The 24,218-nt window shown below is 42.3% G+C and carries 23 protein-coding genes and 1 pseudogene; 13 read left to right on the top strand and 11 right to left on the bottom strand.

Annotated features, from left to right (window positions below; translation table 11 throughout):
* The first annotated feature begins 54 nt into the window (after positions 1-54).
* The 3 genes from VIB_RS07125 to rmf all read left to right on the top strand — a co-directional run bounded on the left by VIB_RS07125 (position 55) and on the right by rmf (position 4,008).
* Entirely contained in the window at positions 55-1,974 is a 1,920-nt protein-coding gene (locus VIB_RS07125) for an ABC transporter ATP-binding protein (RefSeq protein ID WP_004395287.1), read from the top strand.
* On the top strand, positions 1,974-3,668 hold the full coding sequence (locus VIB_RS07120) for a DUF3466 family protein (RefSeq protein WP_004395286.1): 1,695 nt from the start codon (positions 1,974-1,976) through the stop codon (positions 3,666-3,668). Before VIB_RS07125 ends, VIB_RS07120 begins: the two co-directional genes overlap by 1 nt.
* Positions 3,669-3,834: 166 nt before the next feature.
* Positions 3,835-4,008, top strand: a complete 174-nt coding sequence (gene rmf, locus VIB_RS07115; RefSeq protein ID WP_040904313.1) for a ribosome modulation factor — start codon at positions 3,835-3,837, stop codon at positions 4,006-4,008.
* A gap of 170 nt (positions 4,009-4,178) precedes the next feature.
* Here rmf and fabA read toward each other — a convergent pair whose 3' ends face one another.
* Positions 4,179-4,697 carry a bifunctional 3-hydroxydecanoyl-ACP dehydratase/trans-2-decenoyl-ACP isomerase gene (gene fabA, locus VIB_RS07110; protein ID WP_004395285.1) on the bottom strand — a complete coding sequence of 173 codons (519 nt, stop codon included), beginning with the start codon at positions 4,695-4,697 and terminating at the stop codon, positions 4,179-4,181.
* Between the two features lie 69 nt (positions 4,698-4,766).
* On the bottom strand, positions 4,767-6,407 hold the full coding sequence (locus VIB_RS07105; protein ID WP_004395284.1) for a S16 family serine protease: 1,641 nt from the start codon (positions 6,405-6,407) through the stop codon (positions 4,767-4,769).
* A gap of 165 nt (positions 6,408-6,572) precedes the next feature.
* On the opposite strand from VIB_RS07105, the gene matP reads away from it, so the two are divergent.
* Complete coding sequence (gene matP, locus VIB_RS07100; RefSeq protein ID WP_040904312.1) at positions 6,573-7,028, top strand: macrodomain Ter protein MatP; 456 nt, start codon at positions 6,573-6,575, stop codon at positions 7,026-7,028.
* 5 nt (positions 7,029-7,033) lie between these two features.
* Positions 7,034-7,351 carry a DUF3634 family protein gene (locus VIB_RS07095; RefSeq protein ID WP_040904310.1) on the top strand — a complete coding sequence of 106 codons (318 nt, stop codon included), beginning with the start codon at positions 7,034-7,036 and terminating at the stop codon, positions 7,349-7,351.
* A gap of 308 nt (positions 7,352-7,659) precedes the next feature.
* On the opposite strand, the gene VIB_RS07090 is transcribed toward VIB_RS07095, so the two are convergent.
* Genes VIB_RS07090 through VIB_RS07080 form a run of 3 tightly spaced genes read right to left on the bottom strand, consistent with a single transcriptional unit; the run spans position 7,660 to position 10,837 of the window.
* The gene (locus tag VIB_RS07090; RefSeq protein ID WP_040904825.1) at positions 7,660-9,393 is read right to left on the bottom strand and encodes an ATP-binding protein; all 1,734 of its coding nucleotides are present in this window, start codon (positions 9,391-9,393) and stop codon (positions 7,660-7,662) included.
* A 9-nt stretch (positions 9,394-9,402) separates the two neighbouring features.
* Entirely contained in the window at positions 9,403-10,587 is a 1,185-nt protein-coding gene (locus VIB_RS07085; RefSeq protein ID WP_004395281.1) for an FIST signal transduction protein, read from the bottom strand.
* Positions 10,588-10,639: 52 nt separating this feature from the next.
* On the bottom strand, positions 10,640-10,837 hold the full coding sequence (locus VIB_RS07080; protein WP_040904821.1) for a hypothetical protein: 198 nt from the start codon (positions 10,835-10,837) through the stop codon (positions 10,640-10,642).
* 245 nt (positions 10,838-11,082) lie between these two features.
* Between VIB_RS07080 and VIB_RS07075 the strand changes: the two genes are divergently transcribed.
* The 3 genes and pseudogenes from VIB_RS07075 (at position 11,083) to ttcA (ending at position 13,962) form a co-directional block, all read left to right on the top strand.
* The gene (locus VIB_RS07075) at positions 11,083-11,835 is read left to right on the top strand and encodes an FNR family transcription factor (protein WP_004395280.1); all 753 of its coding nucleotides are present in this window, start codon (positions 11,083-11,085) and stop codon (positions 11,833-11,835) included.
* 155 nt (positions 11,836-11,990) lie between these two features.
* Positions 11,991-12,888 (top strand): annotated as a pseudogene (uspE, locus tag VIB_RS07070) (universal stress protein UspE).
* Positions 12,889-13,029: 141 nt separating this feature from the next.
* Positions 13,030-13,962, top strand: a complete 933-nt coding sequence (ttcA, locus tag VIB_RS07065; RefSeq protein WP_004395278.1) for a tRNA 2-thiocytidine(32) synthetase TtcA — start codon at positions 13,030-13,032, stop codon at positions 13,960-13,962.
* A gap of 71 nt (positions 13,963-14,033) precedes the next feature.
* Here the strand turns inward: ttcA and VIB_RS07060 are convergent, their stop codons facing one another.
* Both VIB_RS07060 and VIB_RS07055 read right to left on the bottom strand, forming a co-directional pair.
* A complete protein-coding gene (locus VIB_RS07060; protein WP_040904819.1) occupies positions 14,034-14,828 on the bottom strand; it encodes a glucosaminidase domain-containing protein in 795 nt (264 codons plus the stop codon).
* The gene (locus tag VIB_RS07055) at positions 14,821-15,624 is read right to left on the bottom strand and encodes a DUF2189 domain-containing protein (RefSeq protein WP_004395276.1); all 804 of its coding nucleotides are present in this window, start codon (positions 15,622-15,624) and stop codon (positions 14,821-14,823) included. Before VIB_RS07055 ends, VIB_RS07060 begins: the two co-directional genes overlap by 8 nt.
* A 519-nt stretch (positions 15,625-16,143) precedes the next feature.
* Between VIB_RS07055 and potA the strand changes: the two genes are divergently transcribed.
* From potA to VIB_RS07030, 5 genes are all read left to right on the top strand, one after another.
* Positions 16,144-17,277 (top strand): spermidine/putrescine ABC transporter ATP-binding protein PotA, encoded by a 1,134-nt coding sequence (gene potA / locus VIB_RS07050; RefSeq protein WP_040904817.1) that lies wholly within the window; start codon positions 16,144-16,146, stop codon positions 17,275-17,277.
* A complete protein-coding gene (potB, locus tag VIB_RS07045) occupies positions 17,261-18,118 on the top strand; it encodes a spermidine/putrescine ABC transporter permease PotB (RefSeq protein ID WP_004395274.1) in 858 nt (285 codons plus the stop codon). The genes potA and potB overlap by 17 nt, the downstream gene beginning before the upstream one ends.
* A complete protein-coding gene (gene potC, locus VIB_RS07040) occupies positions 18,118-18,888 on the top strand; it encodes a spermidine/putrescine ABC transporter permease PotC (RefSeq protein ID WP_004395273.1) in 771 nt (256 codons plus the stop codon). Before potB ends, potC begins: the two co-directional genes overlap by 1 nt.
* A 105-nt stretch (positions 18,889-18,993) precedes the next feature.
* Positions 18,994-20,025, top strand: coding sequence for an extracellular solute-binding protein (locus VIB_RS07035; protein WP_040904305.1), 1,032 nt, complete (start codon positions 18,994-18,996; stop codon positions 20,023-20,025).
* A gap of 126 nt (positions 20,026-20,151) precedes the next feature.
* A complete protein-coding gene (locus VIB_RS07030) occupies positions 20,152-21,189 on the top strand; it encodes an extracellular solute-binding protein (protein WP_004395271.1) in 1,038 nt (345 codons plus the stop codon).
* A 99-nt stretch (positions 21,190-21,288) separates the two neighbouring features.
* Here the strand turns inward: VIB_RS07030 and cobB are convergent, their stop codons facing one another.
* The 4 genes from cobB to fdh3B all read right to left on the bottom strand — a co-directional run bounded on the left by cobB (position 21,289) and on the right by fdh3B (position 24,217).
* A complete protein-coding gene (gene cobB / locus VIB_RS07025) occupies positions 21,289-22,023 on the bottom strand; it encodes a Sir2 family NAD+-dependent deacetylase (protein WP_004395270.1) in 735 nt (244 codons plus the stop codon).
* Between the two features lie 114 nt (positions 22,024-22,137).
* Positions 22,138-22,560, bottom strand: coding sequence for a hypothetical protein (locus VIB_RS07020; protein WP_040904303.1), 423 nt, complete (start codon positions 22,558-22,560; stop codon positions 22,138-22,140).
* The gene (locus tag VIB_RS07015; protein ID WP_004395268.1) at positions 22,544-23,602 is read right to left on the bottom strand and encodes a formate dehydrogenase subunit gamma; all 1,059 of its coding nucleotides are present in this window, start codon (positions 23,600-23,602) and stop codon (positions 22,544-22,546) included. Before VIB_RS07015 ends, VIB_RS07020 begins: the two co-directional genes overlap by 17 nt.
* Before the next feature lie 6 nt (positions 23,603-23,608).
* Positions 23,609-24,217: a formate dehydrogenase FDH3 subunit beta gene (gene fdh3B / locus VIB_RS07010; protein ID WP_004395267.1), complete on the bottom strand. Its 609-nt coding sequence runs from the start codon at positions 24,215-24,217 to the stop codon at positions 23,609-23,611.
* Position 24,218 lies beyond the last annotated feature (1 nt).

Below are 24,218 nucleotides of genomic sequence, written 5' to 3'. Positions count from 1 at the left end.
AGACATCACTTCACCTTGTTGTTTTAATCAATTAACTCAATGGTTTGAAAAAACATGGCATTAATTACCATTCATAATGGGTTGCTGGCGTTCGGTGATCATCCTTTACTTGATCAGGCTGATTTTGCACTGCAGGAAAACGAACGTGTGTGTCTTGTAGGGCGTAATGGGGCGGGTAAATCAACATTAATGAAAGTGTTGGCAAAAGAAATCTTACTCGATGACGGTAAGATGCAGATCATGCAAGATGTGGTAGTCTCACGTTTAGAGCAAGATCCTCCTCGTGATCAACAAGGCACAGTGTATGATTATGTTGCCGGTGGTTTAGCTGAAGCAGGAGAACAGCTTAGGATCTACCAAGATCTTTTGGATCTTGTCACGCATTCACCCACCGACGCCAATATTAAAAAATTATCGGCGGTTCAAGAGCAGTTGGATCACACCGGTGCGTGGCGCTTTGAAGATAGAATCAATAATGTGCTGACCGCTCTGAAATTGGATGGGCAAACTAAGCTTACCGATTTATCCGGTGGATGGCAGCGTAAAGCCGCTTTAGCTCGCGCCTTAGTGTGCGAGCCGGATGTGTTATTGCTTGATGAACCCACTAACCATTTGGATGTGACGACCATCGAATGGTTAGAAGGCTTTTTGAAAGATTTTCGTGGTTCGATTATTTTTATTTCTCATGACCGAACCTTTATCAAATCGATGGCAACGCGCATTGTCGATTTAGATCGCGGCAAGTTGAATTCTTTCCCCGGTAACTATGATCAATATTTAGTTGAAAAAGAAGATCAATTACGCGTTGAAGAAATGCAAAATGCTGAATTTGATAAAAAATTGGCTCAAGAAGAAGTATGGATCCGCCAAGGTATTAAAGCTCGTCGTACTCGTAATGAAGGACGAGTGCGAGCCTTGAAAAAACTTCGTGAAGAACGTAGTCAGCGACGTGAAGTGCAGGGCAAGGTTAACCTTAAGATTGATGATGGTTCTCGCTCAGGCAAAATTGTCTTCGAAGCGGAAAATCTGTGTTATTCGATTGATGGCAAATCGATTGTTAACGATTTCAGCTTTAATATCATGCGTGGCGATAGAATCGCCCTCATTGGTCCAAATGGCTGTGGTAAAAGTACCTTATTAAAGCTGTTGCTCGGTGAGCTGACCGCTGACAGTGGCCGTTTGCATTGTGGTACCAAACTTGAAGTCGCCTACTTTGATCAATATCGAGAGCTGCTCGATCCAGAGAAATCGGTGATTGATAACCTTGCTGATGGTAAACAAGAGGTGATGGTTGCAGGGCGACCACGTCATGCGTTAAGTTACCTGCAAGATTTTCTCTTCGCGCCTAAACGGGCTCGAACGCCGGTGAAAGCCTTATCTGGTGGTGAGAAAAACCGCTTACTACTGGCGCGGATTTTCCTAAAACCCAATAACTTATTGGTGCTCGATGAACCAACCAACGATTTAGATATCGAAACATTGGAACTTTTAGAAGATTTGCTTGCCAATTACCAGGGTACATTATTATTGGTGAGCCACGATCGTGAGTTTGTCGACAATACCGTGACCACCAGTTGGATTTTTGAGGGTAATGGCGTTATTGAAGAGTTCGTTGGCGGATATCATGATGCGCAGCAGCAGCGACAACAGGTCTTACAGGCTCGCCTTGCGGGTGTTGAGCCGGTAAAATCAGTCAAAGCTGTTGATAAACCAGCTAAAGCCAGCGAAGTAAAACCGAAACTTAAAAAGTTATCTTATAAGTTGCAGCGTGAGTTAGAAGAACTGCCTGCCAAACTTGAACAGTTTGAAACTGAGATTGAGACGCTACAGCTGCAAATCAATGACGCTGATTTTTTCAGCCAGCCTGTAGAGCACACACAACCGATATTAGATAAGCTAGCGGCCACTGAGCAGGCGCTCGAAGTAGCTTTTGAGCGTTGGGAAGAGCTTGAAGCGATGCAACAGGAAAGTTAATGAAACCAATAAGTAGTAACATGTTTAAGCTGACAGCGATCAGCGCGATGATTCTGTCAACCACATCAGCCTCAGCGGCACTGTATCAAGTGATTGAGGTTAAACCTCAAACTACTTTTGCTTTTGAAAGTGTTTATGGAGTCGCGATTCAACCGGGTAATGTTGCCGATGGTAATTCATTAGGTTGCTTTGCCGATGATGGAACAACAGATTGTGAATCGTCGTTTAAACTTGCCGGTGAAACTCGCCTTGTCGCCACCCATGCTGGACAAGCTATCGACGGTCTCAGTTACCGTGAAGAAGCACCATTTGGGATAGATAACGGATTTATCTATGTACAAGATGACGAAAGAGATTTTGAGCGTTATTGCCGTACGGATCTACGCTATGCCATTTGTGAAACTTGGGCAGACATTCGTTGGAATGTTTGGAAGAAAGAAATTAATGGCGATCAAACGCCAAACGCTATTGCTTTTGTTGAAGGTCAAGCGACACCCATTGATGAAACTAAGAATGTCGTCGTCAATAGTTTAACGGCTAACGCAGAGCCAATTGGCATTACTCTGACTCCTGGCGATGTTACTGGTTCACGACGTAATTCAGTGAAAGCCATAGGGATTGTTGATATTACTACAGAGCCAGAAAGCAACTGGCCGCAAACTCGCGCTTGGAAAACCGATGGAACTTACACGGTCGGAAGTATCGCTTACGAAAAAACAAATAACCAAGGTAACTTTTATACCTCCAAAGGCGTGATTTGGGACAGCTCAGGTACAATGACGGAAATCCCTTGGCAAACGACAAATCCAGAACGAGATAATCGTTTAGCTCAAGGTAGTCTGCGAGATGTTACGGTCAAAGACGGTCATATTTACGCGGTAGGTTATAACACCTTCTATGATGACCGTAATTTTATGCAAGCCAGCGTTTCTTCGGTAAAAGTGGGAGAAAGCAATTGGATTACTAAGCCGGTTACTGGAGCAACCGTGCGAGAAAACGGTACTGGCGGTGATTTTATTCACTCTCATTCGCTGTTAACGGCAGTCAATGAGCATGGTATTGCGATTGGTGAGGCCAAATTATCTCGCGCTGAAAGTGGAGCTTACGCAAATCGCTTATTTGTTGTTCCAGAGATTAACGATCCTAAAGCCAATTTCTTAAATGGCAGTCTCTTTTTTGCTGGAGCAGGAGGCAAAGCGGGAGCCATTAATAACTTTAATGAAATCGTCGGTCAGATTGATACCGAAGAAACCCGTGAAGTGGGCGGAAAACCGCGTCGTAAGCGAGGATTTATCTATCCTTATGGCACTGAGCTTCAAGGTAGTGTTCCTGAGCGTCAAGCCATTTTCAACAATCGGGCGTGGTTATTGGATGATTTAACCAATGGTAGTGAGTTTTCTGATAATAACCAATATCGAATTATTGCGGCTAACGATATTAATGATGCCGGTGTAATCGCGGCCACTGCACTAAAATGTACGGGTGGTTATGACTCGACTGCGCATAATGCCCAATGTGGCGCAGGGAAAGGACAAGAGAAAACGGTCGCGGTTAAATTGGTGCCAATTGCAGGCAAGACCGATAAGGACATCTCTCCTCGAGGTATGGATGATCTAGTGGTAGAGCGTAATGGCGCTGGACTGGGATTGTGGTCTTTGATTCTTGGCGGCTTACTTTGGTTCCGTAGAAAATAGTTAAAATTTGTCAAACGAGGCATAGGTTCACAATTTTGGACTTATGCCTTTTTTATTGCTTGAGAAAGGGACGCTTTTGGTCGATTCTTAATGATGTGGTCATAAAAACACCACATCATTTTAATAGTTGTACGTTAGAAACAAGTTACTGTATGAGGACTGCACTATGAAGAGACAAAAGCGTGATCGCCTGGAAAGAGCGCAATCTCAAGGATACAAAGCAGGATTGAACGGACGTTCTCCTGAGGAGTGCCCTTATCAACAAACAGATGCTCGCTCATATTGGCTAGGTGGTTGGCGTGACGCCAGAGATGATAAACACTCAGGTCTCTACAAATAATTTGCCACATACAACATGGTTCTAAGCCCCGAAAGGGGCTTTTTATTACGCTATACAATAGAACATCATTTTAAACCATCCATCTAATGCACTATAACTTAAACTATTTGTTAAGAATAAAACAGCCATAAGAGCTGCTTCATTCTTAAACTACCTAGATAAAAGTGGCTTTAAAAAGCTGACGTATCTTGGAAAAGACCTACTTTTAAGTCTTTGGCAACGTAAATTTCTTTGCCATCAACCAAGACTTTACCATCAGCGAGGCCCATGACTAACTTACGATTGACGACTCGCTTCATGTGGATCTCATAGGTCACTTTCTTTGCCGTTGGTAAGATTTGTCCGGTAAATTTGACTTCACCAACGCCCAACGCTCTTCCTCTGCCTTTTCCGCCAACCCAGCCGAGAAAGAAACCAACCAATTGCCACATGGCATCTAGACCTAAACAGCCGGGCATAACCGGGTCACCAGGGAAATGACAATCAAAAAACCAAAGATCAGGAGAGATATCCAATTCAGCGAGAATGAGTCCTTTTCCAAAATCGCCTTCTGTTTCTGACATTTTACTCACACGATCCATCATCAACATATTAGGGGCGGGCAGTTGAGGATAACCTTCACCAAATAGTTCACCACGGCTTGAGGCTAGAAGATCTTCACGATTATATGAGTCACGTTTATTGTGCATAGTACTACTCCAATTTCAGATAGGAAGCATGTTAGTGAACGCATGTACGCTAAACAACTCCGATCAGTGTTAGATAAACCAATTTTTTATTCTTTCGACTATTCCGGGTGTTTGAATATGTTTTTCAAAAAATTCAATACGTTCGGCAATTTTGCTGATCACGCTTTCTTGATCATCGCCTCTAAATGGCTTGTTCATCAAAATAGGGATAGCTTCATCCACCGTAGAGACAGGCCAGATATTAAACTCACCGTTCTTAATACTTTCTACGACTTGAGAGTGCAGGGCGAGATGTTTTAAGTTACTTTTAGGAAGAATAACCCCTTGCTGCCCCGTAAAACCATGATGCTGACAAACTCGGTAAAAGCCTTCAATTTTTTCATTCAAACCGCCCACGGCTTGAACTCGGCCAAATTGGTCAACAGCGCCAGTGACAGCAATTTGTTGATCAATCGGATATTCTGATAACGCACTGACTAAAGAACACAATTCGGCCAGCGAAGCACTATCGCCATCCACCTCACTGTATGATTGCTCAAAGACCACAGAAGCGGAGAAGGGTAATGGCACATCAAGATGAAGAGCACTGCTGACAAAGGCTTGCATAATCATCATTCCTTTAGCGTGTAAATTACCGCCCAGTTCAACTTTACGTTCAACATCAGCAATATCACCATCGCCAAAATGAATCACACATGAAATTCGCGCTGGCTCGCCGTAAGATGTCGGATGGCCAGCAACATCAATAACCGTAAGTCCGTTGACTTGTCCAACATGTTCACCTTGTGTTTCAATAATCACTTGCCCATCAAGAATGTCATCTAATGCTCGTTCTGGAAGATAAGAGGCACGATAGTAACGTTGATGGATAGCCTGTTCCACGTGCTGCTGTTCAATCGTTTGCCCTTGAGACTCAATAGCAGACTCTTCGAGTAGTGAGCGATGCCACATGACACAGAGTGGCGCATAATGCTGATCCTCTGTATAACGAGCCCCCGCAGTCATCACTGTTTTAATCGCCTCTGCGGTAAGTAAAGGTAAATCATAGCGTTGAATTAACCAACGTAGATAACCTAAATAGGTCAGCATGCGATCATTTTCAATTTTAATGTCGAGTTCCATTTCACTAAACAGACATAATCCAGCATGAATGTCTGAATCGAGAAAATCGATATCACCGAGTTGATGACGATCACCGACAACAATCAATTTAATGTTATAAGATTGATTGATAGGGGTCTGCAGCAGCGATTTTTTGCTCACATTAATAGGGGATACGGGTTCACCGAGTACCGCCGCTTTTAACATTGGCCAGCAGAGTGGGTTAGCAAGCAAGAGATTCGCTGAAATAATCAAATAACCATTATCCGCTTGTGCTAATAATCCATGAGTTTGATCAATAACTTGACCATTTTTAGCGGTGACTTGCCCAAATAACATGGTCATATCGAGCGTTTCAGTTCTGACTACTGGTACACGATGAGTATTTTCAAGATGCTCTTGAATCAAACAACGATAAATGGAGTTATCTGGCGCATTGATCAGCAGAACTCGGCTAAAACCCTGTATATGTATGAAACGTTCAATCGCTTGTAACAGTCTTGGTTGAGTGTCGAAAAACGGCACCGCCGTTAATTGCGCAAACTGAGCCAGCGGTTCATTAAAATCGTCATACTGGGGCGTTACTAAACGCCAGATATCTTGTGTCATTGAGTCATCGAAGTGATTAAAAGGATTGAAATTATATAGAAAAACCCTGACTACGAATAGCTTTGTTATCAGGAATACTCATTAGAGCATTTTTATTGCTATGATTGAAACTCAGCAAAGGTTGGGTTACCCTGTCACTATGCTTTTATATGGACTTTGCCGACTATGAAATATCAACAACTCGAAAATCTGGAATGTGGTTGGAAATGGCAGTATTTAATAAAAAAATGGAAAGATGGTGAGCAAATTACTTGCCACATTGATCGTAGTGAAGTGGAAAACGCGATAGTAAAGCTCAAATCTATTGAGTATGAACCCACCTTAGTACTCGATTGGATCGCACAACATATGGCTCCCGAGCTAGAAAACAAGTTAAAACAAGCCATTCGTGCTAAGCGCAAAAGGCATTTTAATGCTGAACAGTTGCACACTCGTAAAAAGTCGATTGATCTCGATTATCGCGTATGGGAAAAATTATCCTCAAGAGCTAACGAACTCGGTTGCACTTTATCAGATGCGATTGAGTATCTACTCAGTGAAGCATCACGTAGTGAAAAAGCAAGCCGCGCGGTGAGCAGTTTAAAAGAAGATCTTAATAAGTTGTTGTCCAATAAGGAGTAAATGAAATGCTGTATGTTATTGTTATTGCGGCAATCGTCATTTTTTGGTTAGTCGCGGTCGATAGACCAATTTTAAAAGTTACCTTCAAATCAGGGCACATAGTAGCAAGTAAGGGGCATTTCCCCGCAACTTTTAAACATAATGTCTGTGAGATAGCAGAGACAACGCCATTTGATGGTCAGATAAAGGTTTACCATCAAAGAACCGGCATGAAACTTATCTTCTCCAAACAAGTACCTAAAAAAGTTCAACAACGGATTCGTAATGTATTTCCTCATCAAGGCTTTAAGATATCAGGACCAAAAGCCAAAAAAGGTCGATAGCTTTTTACGCACGAAATAACGAAATACGGGGCAATACACAGGAGTAGCTAATGGAGAAAAAGCTGAGTCGAAAATTGGGTGTTCAGGGTCAATCCACGATTGAATGTTCCCTTTTAACACTCATCCTTAAGTGCGCATTATGTATATTATGTTAAATTAAATGTTTAATAAAGATGACTCCGTTCCACCCTTGGTGGTTTTCTTGACCTTCTCTCTTATATAAGTAATGGTATTGAACATAAGTCTATTTACCATAAAGTATATAATTACCATATTGGTTCATGTTTGCACATTGAACAATATGGTAATTATTCTTGAGGATTTAAATACTGTTTAATAATGCGTTGTAATTCTTGGCTACGAATGGGTTTTAAAACCACATCATTCATGCCCGCTTGTCGAAATGTCGCGTGATCATCTTGCATTGCATGGGCCGTGAGCGCGATGATCGGTATCTGGATATTCTTACTACGCAAGATTTTCGTCGCTTCAATCCCATCCATTACTGGCATCGAGATATCCATAAGAATCAAATCAAATACATGGCTAGTTTCTGTTAATGAGATGGCTTGTTGTCCATCACTTACCATGGTGACGTTGTAACCCATACGCGATAGGATTAACTGGATGACCATTTGGTTAGTTTTGGTATCTTCAACAACTAAGATATGTCCTTGACTACTCTGACTACTGGAGGCTTGTTTTAGAATAGGTTCAAGGGGGGCAATCTTAATGCTATTTGTTTGTCGTGAATCGACTGGAAGACGGATGATAAAATGGCTGCCTTGCCCTAAACAACTGCTGACTGAAATCGTCCCTTTCATCAATTCTACAAGGTGTTTAGTAATCGCTAAGCCAAGTCCTGTGCCACCATAATGACGAGTAATAGAGCTATCAGCTTGAATGAATGGAGAAAACAAATGTTCTATCCGCTCTGGCTCAATCCCAATTCCGGTGTCTTCGACATGGATGACCAATTCATTTCTTGCGGTACTTAACCGGACATCAACAGAGCCTGCTTCGGTGAATTTGATCGCATTACCAATCACGTTGAACAGTATTTGCATTAAACGTACAGGATCAACCCAATATTCATAATGATCACAAATTGATGTTCGAACATTAAAGCGGATCCCTTTAGTCACACACGCTTTATGATGATAAGACAATGCATGAACAAGCTTTTTATGCAAATGAACCCAGTGACATTGTAACTTGAAATGTCCCGATTCAATTCGACTCAAATCCAGAATATCATTGATGATCACTAACAGCAGCTCGGCTGAATTTTCCATTTGTTCTAATAAGTCGAGTTGAGAGCGATTAGAATCTTCACGCAAAACATCAATGAGACCTAAGACAGCATTGAGCGGTGTTCTCAACTCATGACTCATCATGGCTAAAAATTGTGACTTTGCTTGATTTGCATGCTCAGCTTGCTGCTGTGCAATATAGAGTTCATGAGTTTTGATACGCACTAAGCTTTGTAGCTCTTCTTTATGCTCAATATCATTGATGGCTCGCTCTAGAAGTGGACGAAAGCGTTGCAGTGTTGCTTTGGTCTCTAAACTAAACTGCCCTTTCCTACCGCCTAAAAGCAGCAATACAGAATCGCTGGTTTGGGTTTGAATGCCAGTAATTAATGCTGAGTTAATGGTTTCTTGTAGAAATGGATTTAAATTTTGAAATTCGGCAAGCTTAGTCGGCTCAAAAAGGATAATACACTCGCCTTCTAATACTCGTTGAAATTTATCACCATTAAGCCACTGCTTGCCTTGAAAGGCGATATTCGAGGACAGAAATGTTGAAAATAACGAATTTGGCGTGTTTTTAGCAATAACAATAAAATCATCAAAATTAATATATCGATGAAGGACGTTTTTAAGCTCTTCAAATATCTGATATTTATTATCAGCATGACTAAGCGCCGATATGGCGCTGAGAATAACACGGTTCTCTTCCGCTAAGCGAAGCTCCCTCTCTTTACTTCTCTCTAACTCAAGTAGCACCTCACTCAGCTGCTCATTTTTGTCTTGTTCTATCATCTTTGTCTATTCTGACTCATAGAAGATAACCGATGCTATCATTAAATTTCCGTGGGCATTCTCGCCACCAATAAAACGTCCCTGTTCACCAAAAGTGAATGGACAAATAAAAGGCTGACCATGCATTTGCTCGACCAGTTTTTTATGAACGAGTTGTACATCTTCTCCTAGACGGAGCATTGCCCCTGCACAATAGATGATAATCGAGCCGAGCAGTAATGACTCATGATAGTTTTGTGTATTTGCATCTTGGATCACTCGTGATGCTCGATTGAGTAGCTGTTCTTTTGAACCGGTCATCAATCTTATTTTTTCGCCTTCATTAATCGTAGCAAATAGTTCAAGCGATCCATCATTGAGTATTTGAATAGGATGACACAATTTATAGTAAGGCTGTTGATTAACATATCCGGCCACTCTTCCTAAAGGAAATCGAGTCACATGCTCAAACAGATGTCGATCGTTAAATTGAATATTGGAGTGATCGCTGATCCACTCTTTATAAATAGCCGAGGCTGGATCACCATCAATACTCTGAATACATCGATGGCTAGCTTGGGTAATTTCGCCTTCAAACTCAGTCGGTGAATAACCAGCACTAAAACCCGAGGTTAGTGGCTTAGATGGAAAAAATAGCTGCAAGGCAATGCCGTTAGAGCTCCATCCCTGTTGGGTAATGATAGACCATTGTTTTTGAATATGATTATCAGCTGCGCTCCCACCGATAATAGGAACGTGAGTGCCAAAGGTTGCATCAATCGCATCAATAAATGCCTCTTCATGGCCGGGTGTCGAATGCAACAGAATTAAGCTTGGTACTTCACCAATTCTATTCGCTTGTCGCAAAGCTTGTTGAATAGCGACATAAGCGGCTTGCCGATCATCCTCTTGACCTAACTCGACTAAACCAGTGCCATACGCACTATAAGAGCAGTCATAAATAGCCATTAAAGCCACAACAGGCCCGATATGAAATCCTTTATCAGTCATGATCGCTTGGCATGAAGAACAGCCAATAAATGGGATTCCTGGAAAATGTAGGCGAAGCTCTTGCTGTATCTGCTTCGCGGAATACTCTTGTGAGTAGTAGCAAATTAGGTTGGACAAGCCATCTTTTTTCAATGTTTCTGCTAACTGCCCTATTGCGTCTTCAGGTCTCGTGGCATGAGTAAAAGTGGTAGTAAATTGCATATATCAAACTAATAAAGATGCGTTAATGATGCAATATTAACACGATACTTTTTTATTGACTGTCTTTGTACTGCAAGGATTGGGTGTTTTCGTGATCGATAGACTCATTTTTTAACGTTGGGTGTTCTTTAGTGGCTTCTTTATTTGTTGAATAATAAGTTATAGTGCGCCAGGTGAATGCCGATATCAGAATAGTTAACATAACGATTATTTGAATCAGCTTGTTTTTTGTCAGTTTTTCTGCTGGCATTATGGGGTGTCCTTTATCATCAATGGCTAACCGAATCAGTAACTTGGTCTTGCAGTGCTCATCGTGGGTATGTAAATAGAAAGAAGAGAGTACTACATCCGCTTTTAAATGTTAACGTCCGTGACCATGATACCGATTACCAATATTAACTGTGCTTACTCTCTTTAGTTGTTTATGGATCACTATCCTTTGACGATAATGAATGCTAGAATTCTTGATGTACATCAATTTAGTGAAAGGTTGTTATGATTTCTGAAAAGCCTGCGGCAAAGCGTATTCAATCTGGTGGCTGCGCCATTCATTGTCAAGACTGTAGTATCAGTCAACTTTGCATTCCGTTTACACTGAACGAATCAGAACTGGACCAGCTTGACCAAATTATTGAGCGTAAAAAGCCGATTCAAAAAGGACAAGCGCTCTTCAAAGCCGGTGATGAACTTCGCTCTCTGTACGCGATTCGTTCAGGAACCATTAAAAGTTATACCATTACTGAACAAGGTGATGAACAGATTACCGCTTTTCACCTTGCCGGTGATTTGGTTGGGTTCGATGCCATCACTGGCGACTCTCATCCAAGTTTTGCTCAGGCATTAGAAACCTCAATGGTTTGTGAAATACCGTATGAAATCTTAGATGACCTTTCTGGAAAAATGCCTAAGTTACGCCAACAAATTATGCGTTTGATGAGTAACGAGATTAAGGGCGATCAAGAGATGATCCTATTACTCTCAAAAAAGAATGCCGAAGAGAGATTGGCGGCCTTCTTGTATAATCTATCAACGCGTTTTTCTCAACGAGGATTTAGCCCTCGCGAATTCCGTTTAACCATGACTCGTGGTGACATTGGCAATTACTTAGGCTTAACCGTAGAAACTATCAGTCGTTTACTGGGACGTTTTCAAAAATCAGAAATGCTTAGCGTGAAAGGCAAATACATCACAATTTTAGATCATGACGCTTTAATGCAATTAGCGGGTATATCGAAAGACAGCAAGTAATTCTTGATTCATGGCGATGATGCAGCACTTTGATGAGCTGCATCATACTTTTCTTAAAAAACTGACTCTCTTCACTAAAACTCTCTCTCCAACTGCGTTAAAGTATCTCTAAGGTCTGTGAGTTATTGACCTCCTCCACAAACAAGGAGTTTGTTATGAGTATCTATAGCAAAATATTAGTTGTTGCAGACATTAATCACGATGAACAACCGGCATTAGCCAGAGCAGTTCAGCTAGCAGCAAAAAGCCAATCCCCGAGTCATATCACTTTCTTTATGTCGATTTATGATTTTTCTTATGACATGACTTCGATGCTTTCTATTGATGAACGAGATGCGATGCGCAGAGGCGTGATTCAACAACGAGAACAATGGATGAGAAGCGTTGCTGAACCTTATATCGATTCATCCATTCAATTTGATGTAAAGGTGGTTTGGCACAATCGTCCTTACGAGGCGATCATTGCAGAAGTCTTCTCTGGTCAACATGATATTCTTATCAAAGGCACTCATAAACATGATGTATTGGAATCAGTAATATTTACTCCTACTGATTGGCATCTACTGCGCAAATGCCCGACTCCTGTTTTACTGGTTAAACACAGTCACTGGCCTGAGAATGCGAATATTATCGCCTCTGTTCACGTGGGGTCAGAGGTTGATACTCATATTCAGCTCAACGATATCATGGTCGAACAATTACTCAATTTAACTCAACGTCTTGGGGCATCGCCCTATTTAGTTAATGCTTACCCGGTAACGCCAGCCAATATTACGATTGAGCTACCTGAGTTTGACCCGACCACTTATACTGATGCCGTTCGTGGCCATCACCTCACATCGATGAAAGCACTAAGACAAAAACATGGTTTAGATGAAAGCCAAAACGCTTGATGCGGCGATGGTCATTTTAGGAACGACAGGGCGAACTGGACTTTCAGCCGTCTTTATTGGTAATACCGCTGAACAAGTCATTGATAAAATCAACTGTGATGTCCTTGCCCTAAAACCCGCTGGGTATATTAGTCCTCTTGATCCTAACATCGCTAGCTAAACACTCTGTTTGCTATTTATAAGTCCCCATCCCCTTGGTTGGGGATTTTTTGTTATCGGGCATGCTTAATACTGGCATCTTGTCAGTAGATCCGTATTATACGCACTTCATTTTGTGTGGAAGATTAAAGAACGAAAGCCAATGACAGAGCAAACTCAAGAGTTGACTAAAGCCCAACATTATAATTTCAATAAGCTACAAAAACGTATTCGTCGTAATACGGGGCAAGCTATTGCTGACTTTAATATGATTGAAGATGGCGACCGAATCATGGTCTGTTTATCGGGAGGCAAAGACAGCTTCACGATGCTCGACATTCTGATGAGTTTGCAAAAAAGTGCACCGATCACCTTCTCACTCATCGCTGTCAATCTTGATCAAAAACAACCCGGATTTCCTGAACATATTCTACCTGAATACCTTCAAGAATTAGGCGTTGAGTATAAGATCATTGAAGAAGACACCTATTCAATCGTACAAGATAAAGTTCCCGAAGGTAAAACCACGTGCGCTCTGTGTTCTCGCCTACGCCGTGGTATTTTATATCGTGCAGCGAAGGAGTTAGGGGCCACTAAAATTGCTTTAGGCCATCACCGTGATGACATTATTGAAACCTTGTTTTTGAATATGTTCTATGGCGGAAAAATGAAAGGGATGCCACCTAAGTTAGTCTCTGACAATGGCGAGCATGTGGTGATTCGCCCTCTTGCTTACTGCAGAGAAAAAGACATCATCAAGTACGCAAACCATCGCGCTTATCCTATCATTCCCTGCAATTTATGCGGTTCACAGCCCAATATGCAGCGCCAAAATATTAAGCAGATGCTTAATGCTTGGGATAAACAGTTTCCTGGTCGTATAGAAACCATGTTTAGAGCCATGCAAAATGTCGTGCCTAGCCATCTTGCCGACTTTGAATTATTTGATTTTAAGTCGATCAATCGTGATTCTGGCGTCATTAATGGTGGTGACATTGGTTTTGATAAAGAACCCGTCCCACAGCCTATTCTCGATGAAGACGATACAGTGATACCGTTTGATCCTGCATTAAAATTAGACGTGACTAACTTGTAGCATGTTGTTGATAACCAGTTGAATGGATACCAATAAGGCTGCCACTGGGCAGCCTTATTGGTATTTTCAGGTTATTGCTCTACCCAATAAACTTGATTATGGCGGATCATCGCCTGTACATCTTGCACATAATCCGCGCCACGCTCAGAGTAACGCAATAATCCATTACTCAAAACCAATGCACTATCAACACTGAGTAGATTGGCATCATTCTGACGCAACTGTTGACGAATTTTACGTAAATCACGATAAGCCGCATTACGATTCACATTCATAAAATAACGATGAATCGATTCTTGAACCGAAGAAAATTTCGCCACTTCATGGGTCATTCCTGCGCCTCTTGCTGCTGGTACTACCCCACAGCCCGGAGAATAGCACCACTGACCAAAATAGTTATTCGCTTCAATAGCAAAACGCGAAGTTCCCCAGGCGGACTCATTAGCAGCTTGAGTCAGCACTAACGCTTCTGGTAAAACGTCAACACGCTGCAACATACCATTTAGCCATTCACTACTCAGTCGATTTCCCTTATTCAGTGCTAAACCGTATTGTTCAGCCAATTGAGCCGCCAGTGTCTTATCTTTGGCTGACAGTTTGCCTTGCTGAAAACGGGTAGCTAGTCGTTGCAATTGTTGCCTTTCTTGTAAAATACGTTGGTTCTCAAACGCAACTCCAGGTCTTAAGTAAGAAAAAAATGCCTCTTTTTTCTCTGCTATATCCGTTATCGATGAAAAATCAGGGGCTGCTGATACTGCATGGCCGGTTAACTCAACCGAAGGGTGATCAGCAGTCCGGGTTGAGTAATAAAGACTCAATCCAATCAACACCATCGCTAACCCTATGAGGATAAAGCGCTTACGCATTAAAAATTTGTGAATTTGCATCATGATCATCATCGCTATTGGTTTTCTTCGTGGCAACGATTTGTAAACGAATACCAAACATATTACGGTAAATAATGCCTTTCACATGAAAAAAGAAAGGCAGAACAAAGATTAAGCCAATACCATAAAACAGGACGGCAGCTACGAACATCAACATCAGTAAAGCGTAGATGCCCGCTAAAGGTAGCAGTTTTTTGTTCACTGCACGTAATGATAGCCACAGTGCTTGCATCGGGGGAACTTTCTTTTCACAGATCAGTAAAATCGAATTACTAAAAGCCAGTGAAAAATACATCGAGAGGAGTGGGAAAACCATCCCGGCAACCCCTTGTAGTACTAGGCTCAATAATGAAGCAATAATTACTGGTATGGTGAACTGCAACCCTTTAGTAATATGATTGGTCCTAGTTTTAAGCCCGGCAGCATGACTCATGGCCATTAAACTCACGCCAGCATAAATCGGAGCACTGACTACTTCGTAACTAAAGTTAGCAATCAAAATCCCTTGAATAACGCCCGGAGGGATATTGCCCTCTTGAGCAAATAAAGAAAAGATGACCGACGGATCGCCGACCATTAATCTGAAGGCAATGATAAAAATCGCCAATTGGATCACGACCAAAATAACAATGGCAGGAGAAAAAGACAGGAAGTGTTTCAGGGTACAATCCCATGCTTCTTTTAGTACCTCACCTATCTTAAGTTGGTAATCACCAGAAAGAGCGCGTTCCAACGTTCCCCCTAAGTTAAAATCTTTCTCGATATTATTGCTCATAATTCGCCCTAGTTTGGCCTGTCAAAAATGCTTTCGAAACAAATGGAGATAGTTTTTCATTATACTGAAATAACGTCGAGTCTAAAATCTTACTGTCAAACTCAGCTTGCTTTATGCTTCATATGGCTGATAATTGACCACTTAAAAGCCTTTATTATTCGTTAACAGGGCATGGTAAAGAATCATCACTCAACGATGCAAAATTTTTTCTGTTTCAAGATAAGAAAATACTTTGATTTCGTCGGGTATGCTAATTATGATGCGCCCTTTGAAAAGGTATAACCAGTGTATAAATTGGATGTATAAGTACACCAAGTATGATTCTGATTTATGACTGGTTTTCGTGTTATACCCGAACAACCGAGAGTGATGGCAACGTCTGCTGCCACTTTAAGCTAAACGGGAATAATAATGCACTGTATATCACGCTCCTATACTCAAAAAAGTTAAGGACGATTGTTTGAATGAACCATTAGCCATTCAACGACGTTTTTGCCATTTTTTGGGTATACAACCACTGTGGGAGAAAAACAGACGTTGAACAAACAACACTCGGTAGGAAAGCCAGTTATTCGTCTATCTGGCATTAGCAAAAGCTTTGATGGTAAAGAGATCATTTCTCACCTGAATTTAGATGTCAATCACGGTGAATTCTTAACTATACTTGGCCCATCAGGGTGTGGGAAAACCACCGTACTACGAATGATTGCTGGTTTTGAGACGGTCGATAACGGCCAGATCTTACTTGACGGTCAAGATGTGACTCAAGTTCCTGCTGAGCAGAGGCATGTCAACACGGTCTTCCAAAGTTACGCCTTGTTTCCTCATATGACCGTGTTTGATAACGTAGCCTTCGGATTGCGTATGCAGAAAGTACCAAGCGCAGAGATTGAACCACGAGTAATGGAAGCACTACGCATGGTTCGCTTAGAGCAAATGGCGCAACGTAAGCCACATCAGCTTTCTGGTGGTCAGCAACAACGTATTGCGATTGCTCGTGCCGTGGTCAATAAACCTAAAGTGTTATTGTTGGATGAATCTTTATCCGCTCTCGATTATAAACTGCGTAAACAGATGCAAATTGAGCTGAAGCAACTCCAACGTCAACTGGGCATTACCTTCATCTTCGTTACTCACGATCAAGAAGAAGCTTTATCCATGTCGGATCGAATCATTGTTATGCGCGATGGATGCATTGAGCAAGATGGTTCACCACGTGAAATTTATGAAGAGCCAAAAAACCTATTTGTTGCCCGATTTATCGGTGAGATCAACGTATTTAATGCCGTCACTCAAGATCGTATCGATGATAAATGCATTAACGTACAGATCGAAGGCGTTCCTGCGATTGTCTATTATGATCAACCCGTGACTAGCGGCGATAAACTGCAAGTCTTACTGCGTCCAGAAGATTTACGCATTGAAGAGATCAAAGAATCAGAAAGTGCGGGTATTGTTGGTCATGTTATCGATCGTACTTATAAAGGCATGACGTTAGAGTCAGTGGTTGAATTAGAGTCAGGCATGCGCGTTATGGTGAGTGAATTCTTTAACGAGGATGATCCAGACGTAGACCACTCTATCGGCCAGAAAGTCGCCATCACTTGGGTTGAAAGCTGGGAGGTCGTCCTCAATGATGAGCAACAAGCTTAATCTACAAAACGCAATTATTGTTTTGATTGTCGGCTGGTTAGGTCTGTTTGTTCTGATCCCCAATCTGATGATCATTGTGACCAGCTTTTTAACGCGTGATGAATCGAACTTAATCGCTTTTACCTTTACGTTCGATAACTATCTTCGTTTAATGGATCCGATTTATGCCAGAGTGATGCTGCACTCATTTTACATGGCTATCGTGGCGACCTTAATCTGTCTTGTGGTCGGCTATCCATTTGCGTATATCGTTGCCAAAATGCCGCAAAAATGGCGCCCTATTATGCTGTTTTTAGTGATTGTTCCATTTTGGACTAACTCGCTGATCCGTACCTATGGATTAAAAATTGTTTTGGGCACTCAAGGTATTTTGAATAAAGCATTATTAAGCATCGGCATCATCGATACTCCGATCCGTATCATGTTCACCGAAACCGCGGTAATGATTGGTTTAGTGTACATCTTGCTGCCATTTATGATTTTGCCTCTCTATTCTGCGATCGAGAAGCTCGATCATACTTATATAGAAGCAGCACGAGATCTTGGTGCGAACAAGTTACAAACGCTAATTAAAGTCATTTTACCCTTAACCATGCCCGGCATTATTGGCGGCTGTTTACTGGTACTGCTACCAGCATTAGGAATGTTCTATATTTCTGATTTACTGGGAGGAGCGAAAAACTTATTGATCGGTAACGTCATTAAGAGCCAAGTACTCAACGCCCGAGACTGGCCATTTGGTGCGGCGACAAGTATTGCCCTCACCTTAGCCATGGCCGTCATGCTCTATGCGTACTATCGAGCAGGTAAACTCTTGAATAAGAAATCGGAGCTAAGCTAATGGGAAAGACAGTTCGATTTAGCTTTATGAGCTTAGTGTACTTATTTTTGTACCTACCGATTATTGTTTTGATTGTGAACTCTTTTAACGACAACCGCTTTGGGATTCGTTGGGGTGGCTTCACGACCAAGTGGTATCATGCTTTGATTAATAATGACAGCTTAATGCAAGCCGCCTGGCACTCTATCAATATTGCGGTCTTTTCAGCGACCGCAGCGACAATTATTGGTAGCTTGACGGCTGTTGCCCTATTTCGTTACCAGTTTAAAGGTAAGAAAATGGTCAATGGCATGCTGTTTGTTGTCATGATGTCACCAGATATCGTAATGGCAATTTCATTACTGGCGCTGTTTTTAGTCCTCGGCTTTCAATTGGGCTTTCTAACCCTTTTGATTGCGCACATCACCTTCTGCTTACCCTTTGTGGTGGTCACGGTTTACAGCCGTTTGAATGGTTTTGATGTAAAGATGTTAGAAGCGGCAAAAGATCTCGGAGCGAGCGAATGGGTTATATTGAAAAATATTATTTTCCCACTTGCTAAGCCAGCCGTTGCGGCAGGTTGGTTATTAAGTTTTACCTTGTCACTCGATGATGTCATCATCAGTTCTTTTGTGACGGGACCAACCTATGAAATTCTCCCTTTAAAGATTTACTCTATGGTTAGGGTTGGGATTTCACCGGAAGTGAATGCTTTAGCGACTGTGATGTTAGTGGTTTCATTAATCCTTGTGATCACTTCACAGTTGTTAGCCAGAGAAAAAGTGAAGTAATATACTCACTGCATGTTAAAAACACGAAACAGAATGGCCACCATGACCATTCTGTTTCTCTATGTAACGCCCTAATGGGCAACGTTTGGTTTGGAGCTAACGTCGATGAAAAAATGGGCTACTTTATTAGCTGGTAGTGCATGTGCGCTTTCACTGTTGTCAAATTCAGCTATCGCGCAAGATAAAGAATTGGTTTTCATGAACTGGGGACCTTACATTAACAGTAATATCCTTGAACAGTTTACTCGTGAAACCGGTATCAAAGTCATTTACTCAACTTATGAGTCAAATGAAACTTTATACGCCAGACTAAAAACCCATAATCAGGGCTACGATCTTATTGTTCCTTCGACCTATTTCGTATCCAAAATGCGTGATGAGGGTATGATTCAGAAAATAGATAAGTCTAAGCTGTCTAATTTCAGTAATTTAGACGCTAACTACCTGAATAAACCTTATGATCCGAACAACGACTACTCAATTCCGCATGTGGTCGCCATTACCGGTTTAGCGGTCAATACCGATATGTATGACCCGAATGATTTCCAAAGCTGGGGTGACCTTTGGAAGCCTGAGCTGGCGAGACAATTGATGTTAATGGACGATACTCGCGAAGTGTTCCATATCGCTCTGCGTAAACTCGGCTATTCCGGTAATACCACTGACGATAAGCAAATTGATGAAGCCTACGCTGAATTGCGTAAATTAATGCCGAATGTTTTGGTGTTTAACTCTGACAACCCTGCTGCACCCTATCTTGCTGGTGAAGTCGGTTTAGGGATGTTATGGAATGGCTCTGCAGCGGCAGCGCAAAATGAAGGATTACCGATCAAACTGATCTTCCCGAAAGAAGGCGGTATTGGTTGGGTCGATAACTTCGCCATTGCTTCAGGAGCGAAAAATGTCGACGCCGCCCATAAGATGATCGACTTTTTACTGCGCCCTGAAATCGCTGAGCAAATCTCTCGTGATACTGGCTACTTAACAGGTGTGGCGGAATCGAACGCTAAGTTCAAAGATATCGCCCCCCTATTCCCATCTCAAGAAGATTTAGATCGCGTGGAATGGCAAGATGCGGTGGGAGACAAAACCATTAAGTATGAAAACTACTTTATGCGTTTAAAATCAGGTTTATAAACCTACGAGCTTAAGTAAATGGGCAGCATTAGCTGCCTATTTTTTTGTGAGCTGGTATACTTAGCGGCTGATTTAGCTAATCTCTCTAGCCTATTTGGGCTTTTGCTACCAAAATACGGAATTGTAATGAAGAAAAGTAAACTGTATGCGGGCGTACTATGCGCAGCGACTCTATTCACTACCCACGCGATGGCCAACGATACCGAGCTGTATTTTTATAACTGGTCGGAATATATCCCTAGCGATGTACTAGAAGAATTTAGTAAAGAAACCGGTATCCGAGTTATTTATTCGACGTACGAATCAAACGAAAGCATGTACGCGAAGTTAAAAACCCAAGGTGCTGGTTATGACTTAGTGGTTCCTTCAACTTATTTTGTCTCTAAGATGCGCAAAGAAGGCATGCTGCAACCCATCGACAAAAATCAATTAAGTCATTTTGCGGATCTTGACCCTAATTTTCTCAATAAATCTTTTGATCCCGAAAACCGTTACTCAATCCCTTATATCTGGGGAGCGACAGGTATTGGCATTAACACTGACATGCTTGATAAATCAGCACTGACCAATTGGAACGATTTATGGGATGCCAAATGGCGTGGTCAGCTTATGCTGATGGATGACGCTCGTGAAGTGTTCCATATGGCTTTAAGTAAATTGGGTTATTCGCCAAATAGTACCAATCCAGAAGAGATTGAAGCCGCTTATCAAGAGCTAACCAAACTGATGCCAAATGTCTTGGTCTTTAACTCTGATTTCCCTGCTAACCCGTTTTTAGCCGGAGAAGTTTCGCTTGGGATGCTGTGGAATGGATCTGCCTACATGGCGCGTCAAGAAGGGGCCAATATTGAGATTATTTGGCCAGAAAAAGGCGCTATTTTCTGGATGGACAGCATTGCTATTCCCGCAGGAGCGAAAAATATCGAAGCGGCACATAAAATGATCGACTTCTTATTGCGTCCGGAAAATGCAGCAAAAATTGCGCTGGAAATCGGCTATCCAACACCAGTCAAAACGGCCCATAAGCTATTACCTGCAGAATTTGTCAATGACCCAAATATTTTTCCACCACAATCAGTGATGGAAAGCGGTGAATGGCAAGATGATGTCGGTGAAGCATCGATATTATACGATAACTACTTCCAACGCTTAAAAGTGAAGTAATCGCCATTCGATTCATATCAAAGCGGCTAATGCCGCTTTTTTTGTCTCTTTTCCGTGCCAGACGGAAACGATGTGGCGTTACCAAAAAATGAGCTTCTTTTACTCTGATTGAGGGATATCTTGCAGCATTAATAGCTCTTTGACTAAACGAGGGACCTCAAGCGTCGCTTTGCCATAACGTTTTTCAGCAAATTCACTTTCAATCGCGCTCGGCTCTAAATTAATTTCAATCGTATGTGCGCCGTGCATTCTCGCATCATGCACAAAACCAGCCGCCGGATAAACCACACCAGATGTACCAATAGAGACAAATAAATCGGCTTTTTCTAATGCGCTATAAATATCCCCCATCCGCAAAGGCATTTCCCCAAACCAAACAATATGAGGCCGCATTTGTTGCGGAATTTGACAGCAATGACACAGTTCACCGGTCAATAAATCGCCCTTTTGTTCAACCACTTGATTAGACATACTACGGCGAGCTTTAAATAACTCGCCATGCATATGAATGACGTTTTGACTACCGCCTCGCTCATGGAGATCATCAATATTCTGGGTAATGATGGTTACGGAACCATTCAGTCGTCGCTCTAGCTCGCCAAGAGCAAGATGAGCCGCATTGGGTTGAATCTCAGGAGAGCCTAGTTTTCTGCGTCGCTGATTATAAAAGTCTTGCACCAAATCAGGATCACGAGCAAAACCTTCCGGTGTAGCAACATCTTCAATCCGGTGGTTTTCCCATAATCCATCTTGGGCCCGAAAGGTTTGAATACCCGACTCGGCAGATATCCCCGCGCCGGTCAATACTACAATATTGCGATAGGGAAAATTCATCATCCATTCCTTATTTTCAATCTTTACACCAGTTTAGCATTGATAAACGAGCGTCCCTAATTTCAAGACTTAGACAATAGTCGAAAAAACACCCAGACTCGCTGGGTGTGATGCTTAAAGATTCGGGCCTTTCGTCGGGCGATGAGCGATATCGGCTCGTAACTGCTTCATACCTTGTACCATACGCCAAAACCATAAGGTAATGGCACCTAAGGCAATGATCGCGCCAAGGTAAGGGATAGCGTAGCCAATCGTACTTAACCAAGTATTACTAAACCAATAACGATTGACTCCCATCAGAACGCCATTTGCCGTAGCAACAGTGACAATTAACACCACAAAAAAAGTTAAGAATAAGAAAAAAGTACGAATTAATCCGTAATAATGGGAATTTGCCACCTCGCCATCTTGGTTTTTATCCAGCCGATAGCCAGCATAGATAATGCCAATCACCCCGGAAAGTAACCCAGTAAAGGGTGTCAGCAAACTGGCGATATAGACAAACCAAACGGATTTATTTTTACTGGCGGGGATCATCATGACTCTCCTGTATCTTTGGAACTTGATGGTCAGCCGCTTCAATTTCGCCTCGCGCTTTGACTTCTTCATACCATAAATCATGATGTTCTTTGGCCCAAGTCTCATCGACTTTACCCGTTACCATTCCCTCTAATGCCCCTTCCATACCAAATAAACCGATATAAATATGGAAAATAAAGCCACAAATAAGGATTAAAGCGGAGAACATGTGGATCAAATTCGAGAGTTCCATATCGCGGCGCGTCTGCCCAAAAATCGGAAAGTCTAAAATAAGTCCACTGATCGCAGCAAAGCTACCAAATACGATCAACAGCCAATAGATCGCTTTTTCACCACCATTGGAAAAGCCAGCCGAAGGATGGGTTCCTTTGTGCTTGCCCGCCATTCCTCCCAATTTTAAAAACCATTGGAAATCAACCTTGTTGAATAAGGATTTTCGCCACCATTTCAGCAACATAAAAATCAGCAACACAAAGAATAAGGGGCCAACGTAATTGTGGTATTGCTTAGCGGAATAAATGACCATTCCCCACCAATCGGTAGGAATGTAAGGTTTAAGAAAGTGTTTACCATAAACCAACATTAAACCACTGAACGCCAAGGTAAGAAAAGTAAACGCCATACTCCAGTGCAACGCTCGATCCAAGCGCGACCAACGTTTTAATTTTCGCCCCGTTCTTGGCTGACTAAGCATGATCGGGCCCATCAACCAATAGGCCATTACAACCATGACAATACTACCAAAAATCGCCACTGCTCCAGCAGGAGACATCCATTTCTCTTTTAAGACAAACCACATCTCACCCGGTGTACTGATTAACACGCCATGCTCAGGAGAACGTGATGTGGTATAGCCTTCTTGACCTTGCCTCACTTGACGCCAAAAGTCGGCACCCGCTAATTGAGAAATCTCTTTTTGCGCCACATTATGATTAGTGAGCTCGCCCTCATTGGCTAATAATGGGAGAGATAAACAACTAAGAGTTAAGATCAATAGCACCAAGAGCTGCTGAAACGCACGCTTTATCCGATATTGCATCGCTACTTAACTCCTTGTGGCATCGAAAGCGAGATCTTCGCCATTGGTCCACCCAGCATTTTTAGCACCGCGCTCTACCACTCGCTGACGGAAAATATCCGAAACCACCGCTGCATCACCAGCCAGTAGTGCTTTAGTCGAACATAAGGAAGCGCACATCGGTAATTTACCTTCAGCAATCCGGTTAGCACCATATTTACGACGCTCTTCGGGTGAACCGGGTTCTGTTTCAGGTCCACCAGCACAGAACGTACATTTATCCATTTTCCCACGCTCAGCAAAGGCAGACTGCTTAGGAAATTGCGGAGCACCAAACGGGCAAGCAAATAAGCAGTAACCACAACCAATGCAAAGATCTTTGTTATGCAGCACGATGCCATCTTCCGTTTTGACAAAACAGTCCGCCGGACAGACCGCCATACAAGGCGCATCAGTACAGTGCATGCAAGCTACCGAGATCGAGTTTTCTCCAGGTTCGCCATCATTGAGTGTGACCACTCGACGACGTTGGATTCCCCATTGCAGAGCATCGTCATTTTCATTTTTACAGGCCGTGACACAGCCGTTGCATTCAATGCAGCGTTTGGTATCACAAAGGAATTTCATTTTAGCCATT

The sequence above is a fragment of the Vibrio metschnikovii CIP 69.14 genome (assembly GCF_000176155.1).
GTDB classification, from domain to species: Bacteria; Pseudomonadota; Gammaproteobacteria; order Enterobacterales; family Vibrionaceae; genus Vibrio; species Vibrio metschnikovii.
This window is presented reverse-complemented; position numbering and strand designations above follow the sequence as displayed.

What these genes read in the sequence shown, in the direction of transcription:
- potC (WP_004395273.1), top strand. Translation starts at nt 18,118, where the DNA reads ATGGGAAAGACAGTTCGATTTAGCTTTATGAGCTTAGTGTACTTATTT.
- cobB (WP_004395270.1), bottom strand. Translation starts at nt 22,023, where the DNA reads ATGAATTTTCCCTATCGCAATATTGTAGTATTGACCGGCGCGGGGATA.
- fabA (WP_004395285.1), bottom strand. Translation starts at nt 4,697, where the DNA reads ATGCACAATAAACGTGACTCATATAATCGTGAAGATCTTCTAGCCTCA.
- VIB_RS07055 (WP_004395276.1), bottom strand. Translation starts at nt 15,624, where the DNA reads ATGAGCAATAATATCGAGAAAGATTTTAACTTAGGGGGAACGTTGGAA.
- VIB_RS07030 (WP_004395271.1), top strand. Translation starts at nt 20,152, where the DNA reads ATGAAGAAAAGTAAACTGTATGCGGGCGTACTATGCGCAGCGACTCTA.
- VIB_RS07105 (WP_004395284.1), bottom strand. Translation starts at nt 6,407, where the DNA reads ATGACACAAGATATCTGGCGTTTAGTAACGCCCCAGTATGACGATTTT.
- VIB_RS07085 (WP_004395281.1), bottom strand. Translation starts at nt 10,587, where the DNA reads ATGCAATTTACTACCACTTTTACTCATGCCACGAGACCTGAAGACGCA.
- VIB_RS07125 (WP_004395287.1), top strand. Translation starts at nt 55, where the DNA reads ATGGCATTAATTACCATTCATAATGGGTTGCTGGCGTTCGGTGATCAT.
- VIB_RS07095 (WP_040904310.1), top strand. Translation starts at nt 7,034, where the DNA reads ATGCTGTATGTTATTGTTATTGCGGCAATCGTCATTTTTTGGTTAGTC.
- VIB_RS07075 (WP_004395280.1), top strand. Translation starts at nt 11,083, where the DNA reads ATGATTTCTGAAAAGCCTGCGGCAAAGCGTATTCAATCTGGTGGCTGC.
- VIB_RS07015 (WP_004395268.1), bottom strand. Translation starts at nt 23,602, where the DNA reads ATGCAATATCGGATAAAGCGTGCGTTTCAGCAGCTCTTGGTGCTATTG.
- ttcA (WP_004395278.1), top strand. Translation starts at nt 13,030, where the DNA reads ATGACAGAGCAAACTCAAGAGTTGACTAAAGCCCAACATTATAATTTC.
- VIB_RS07035 (WP_040904305.1), top strand. Translation starts at nt 18,994, where the DNA reads ATGAAAAAATGGGCTACTTTATTAGCTGGTAGTGCATGTGCGCTTTCA.
- potB (WP_004395274.1), top strand. Translation starts at nt 17,261, where the DNA reads ATGAGCAACAAGCTTAATCTACAAAACGCAATTATTGTTTTGATTGTC.
- matP (WP_040904312.1), top strand. Translation starts at nt 6,573, where the DNA reads ATGAAATATCAACAACTCGAAAATCTGGAATGTGGTTGGAAATGGCAG.
- VIB_RS07060 (WP_040904819.1), bottom strand. Translation starts at nt 14,828, where the DNA reads ATGCGTAAGCGCTTTATCCTCATAGGGTTAGCGATGGTGTTGATTGGA.
- VIB_RS07120 (WP_004395286.1), top strand. Translation starts at nt 1,974, where the DNA reads ATGAAACCAATAAGTAGTAACATGTTTAAGCTGACAGCGATCAGCGCG.
- VIB_RS07020 (WP_040904303.1), bottom strand. Translation starts at nt 22,560, where the DNA reads ATGATCCCCGCCAGTAAAAATAAATCCGTTTGGTTTGTCTATATCGCC.
- VIB_RS07080 (WP_040904821.1), bottom strand. Translation starts at nt 10,837, where the DNA reads ATGCCAGCAGAAAAACTGACAAAAAACAAGCTGATTCAAATAATCGTT.
- rmf (WP_040904313.1), top strand. Translation starts at nt 3,835, where the DNA reads ATGAAGAGACAAAAGCGTGATCGCCTGGAAAGAGCGCAATCTCAAGGA.
- fdh3B (WP_004395267.1), bottom strand. Translation starts at nt 24,217, where the DNA reads ATGGCTAAAATGAAATTCCTTTGTGATACCAAACGCTGCATTGAATGC.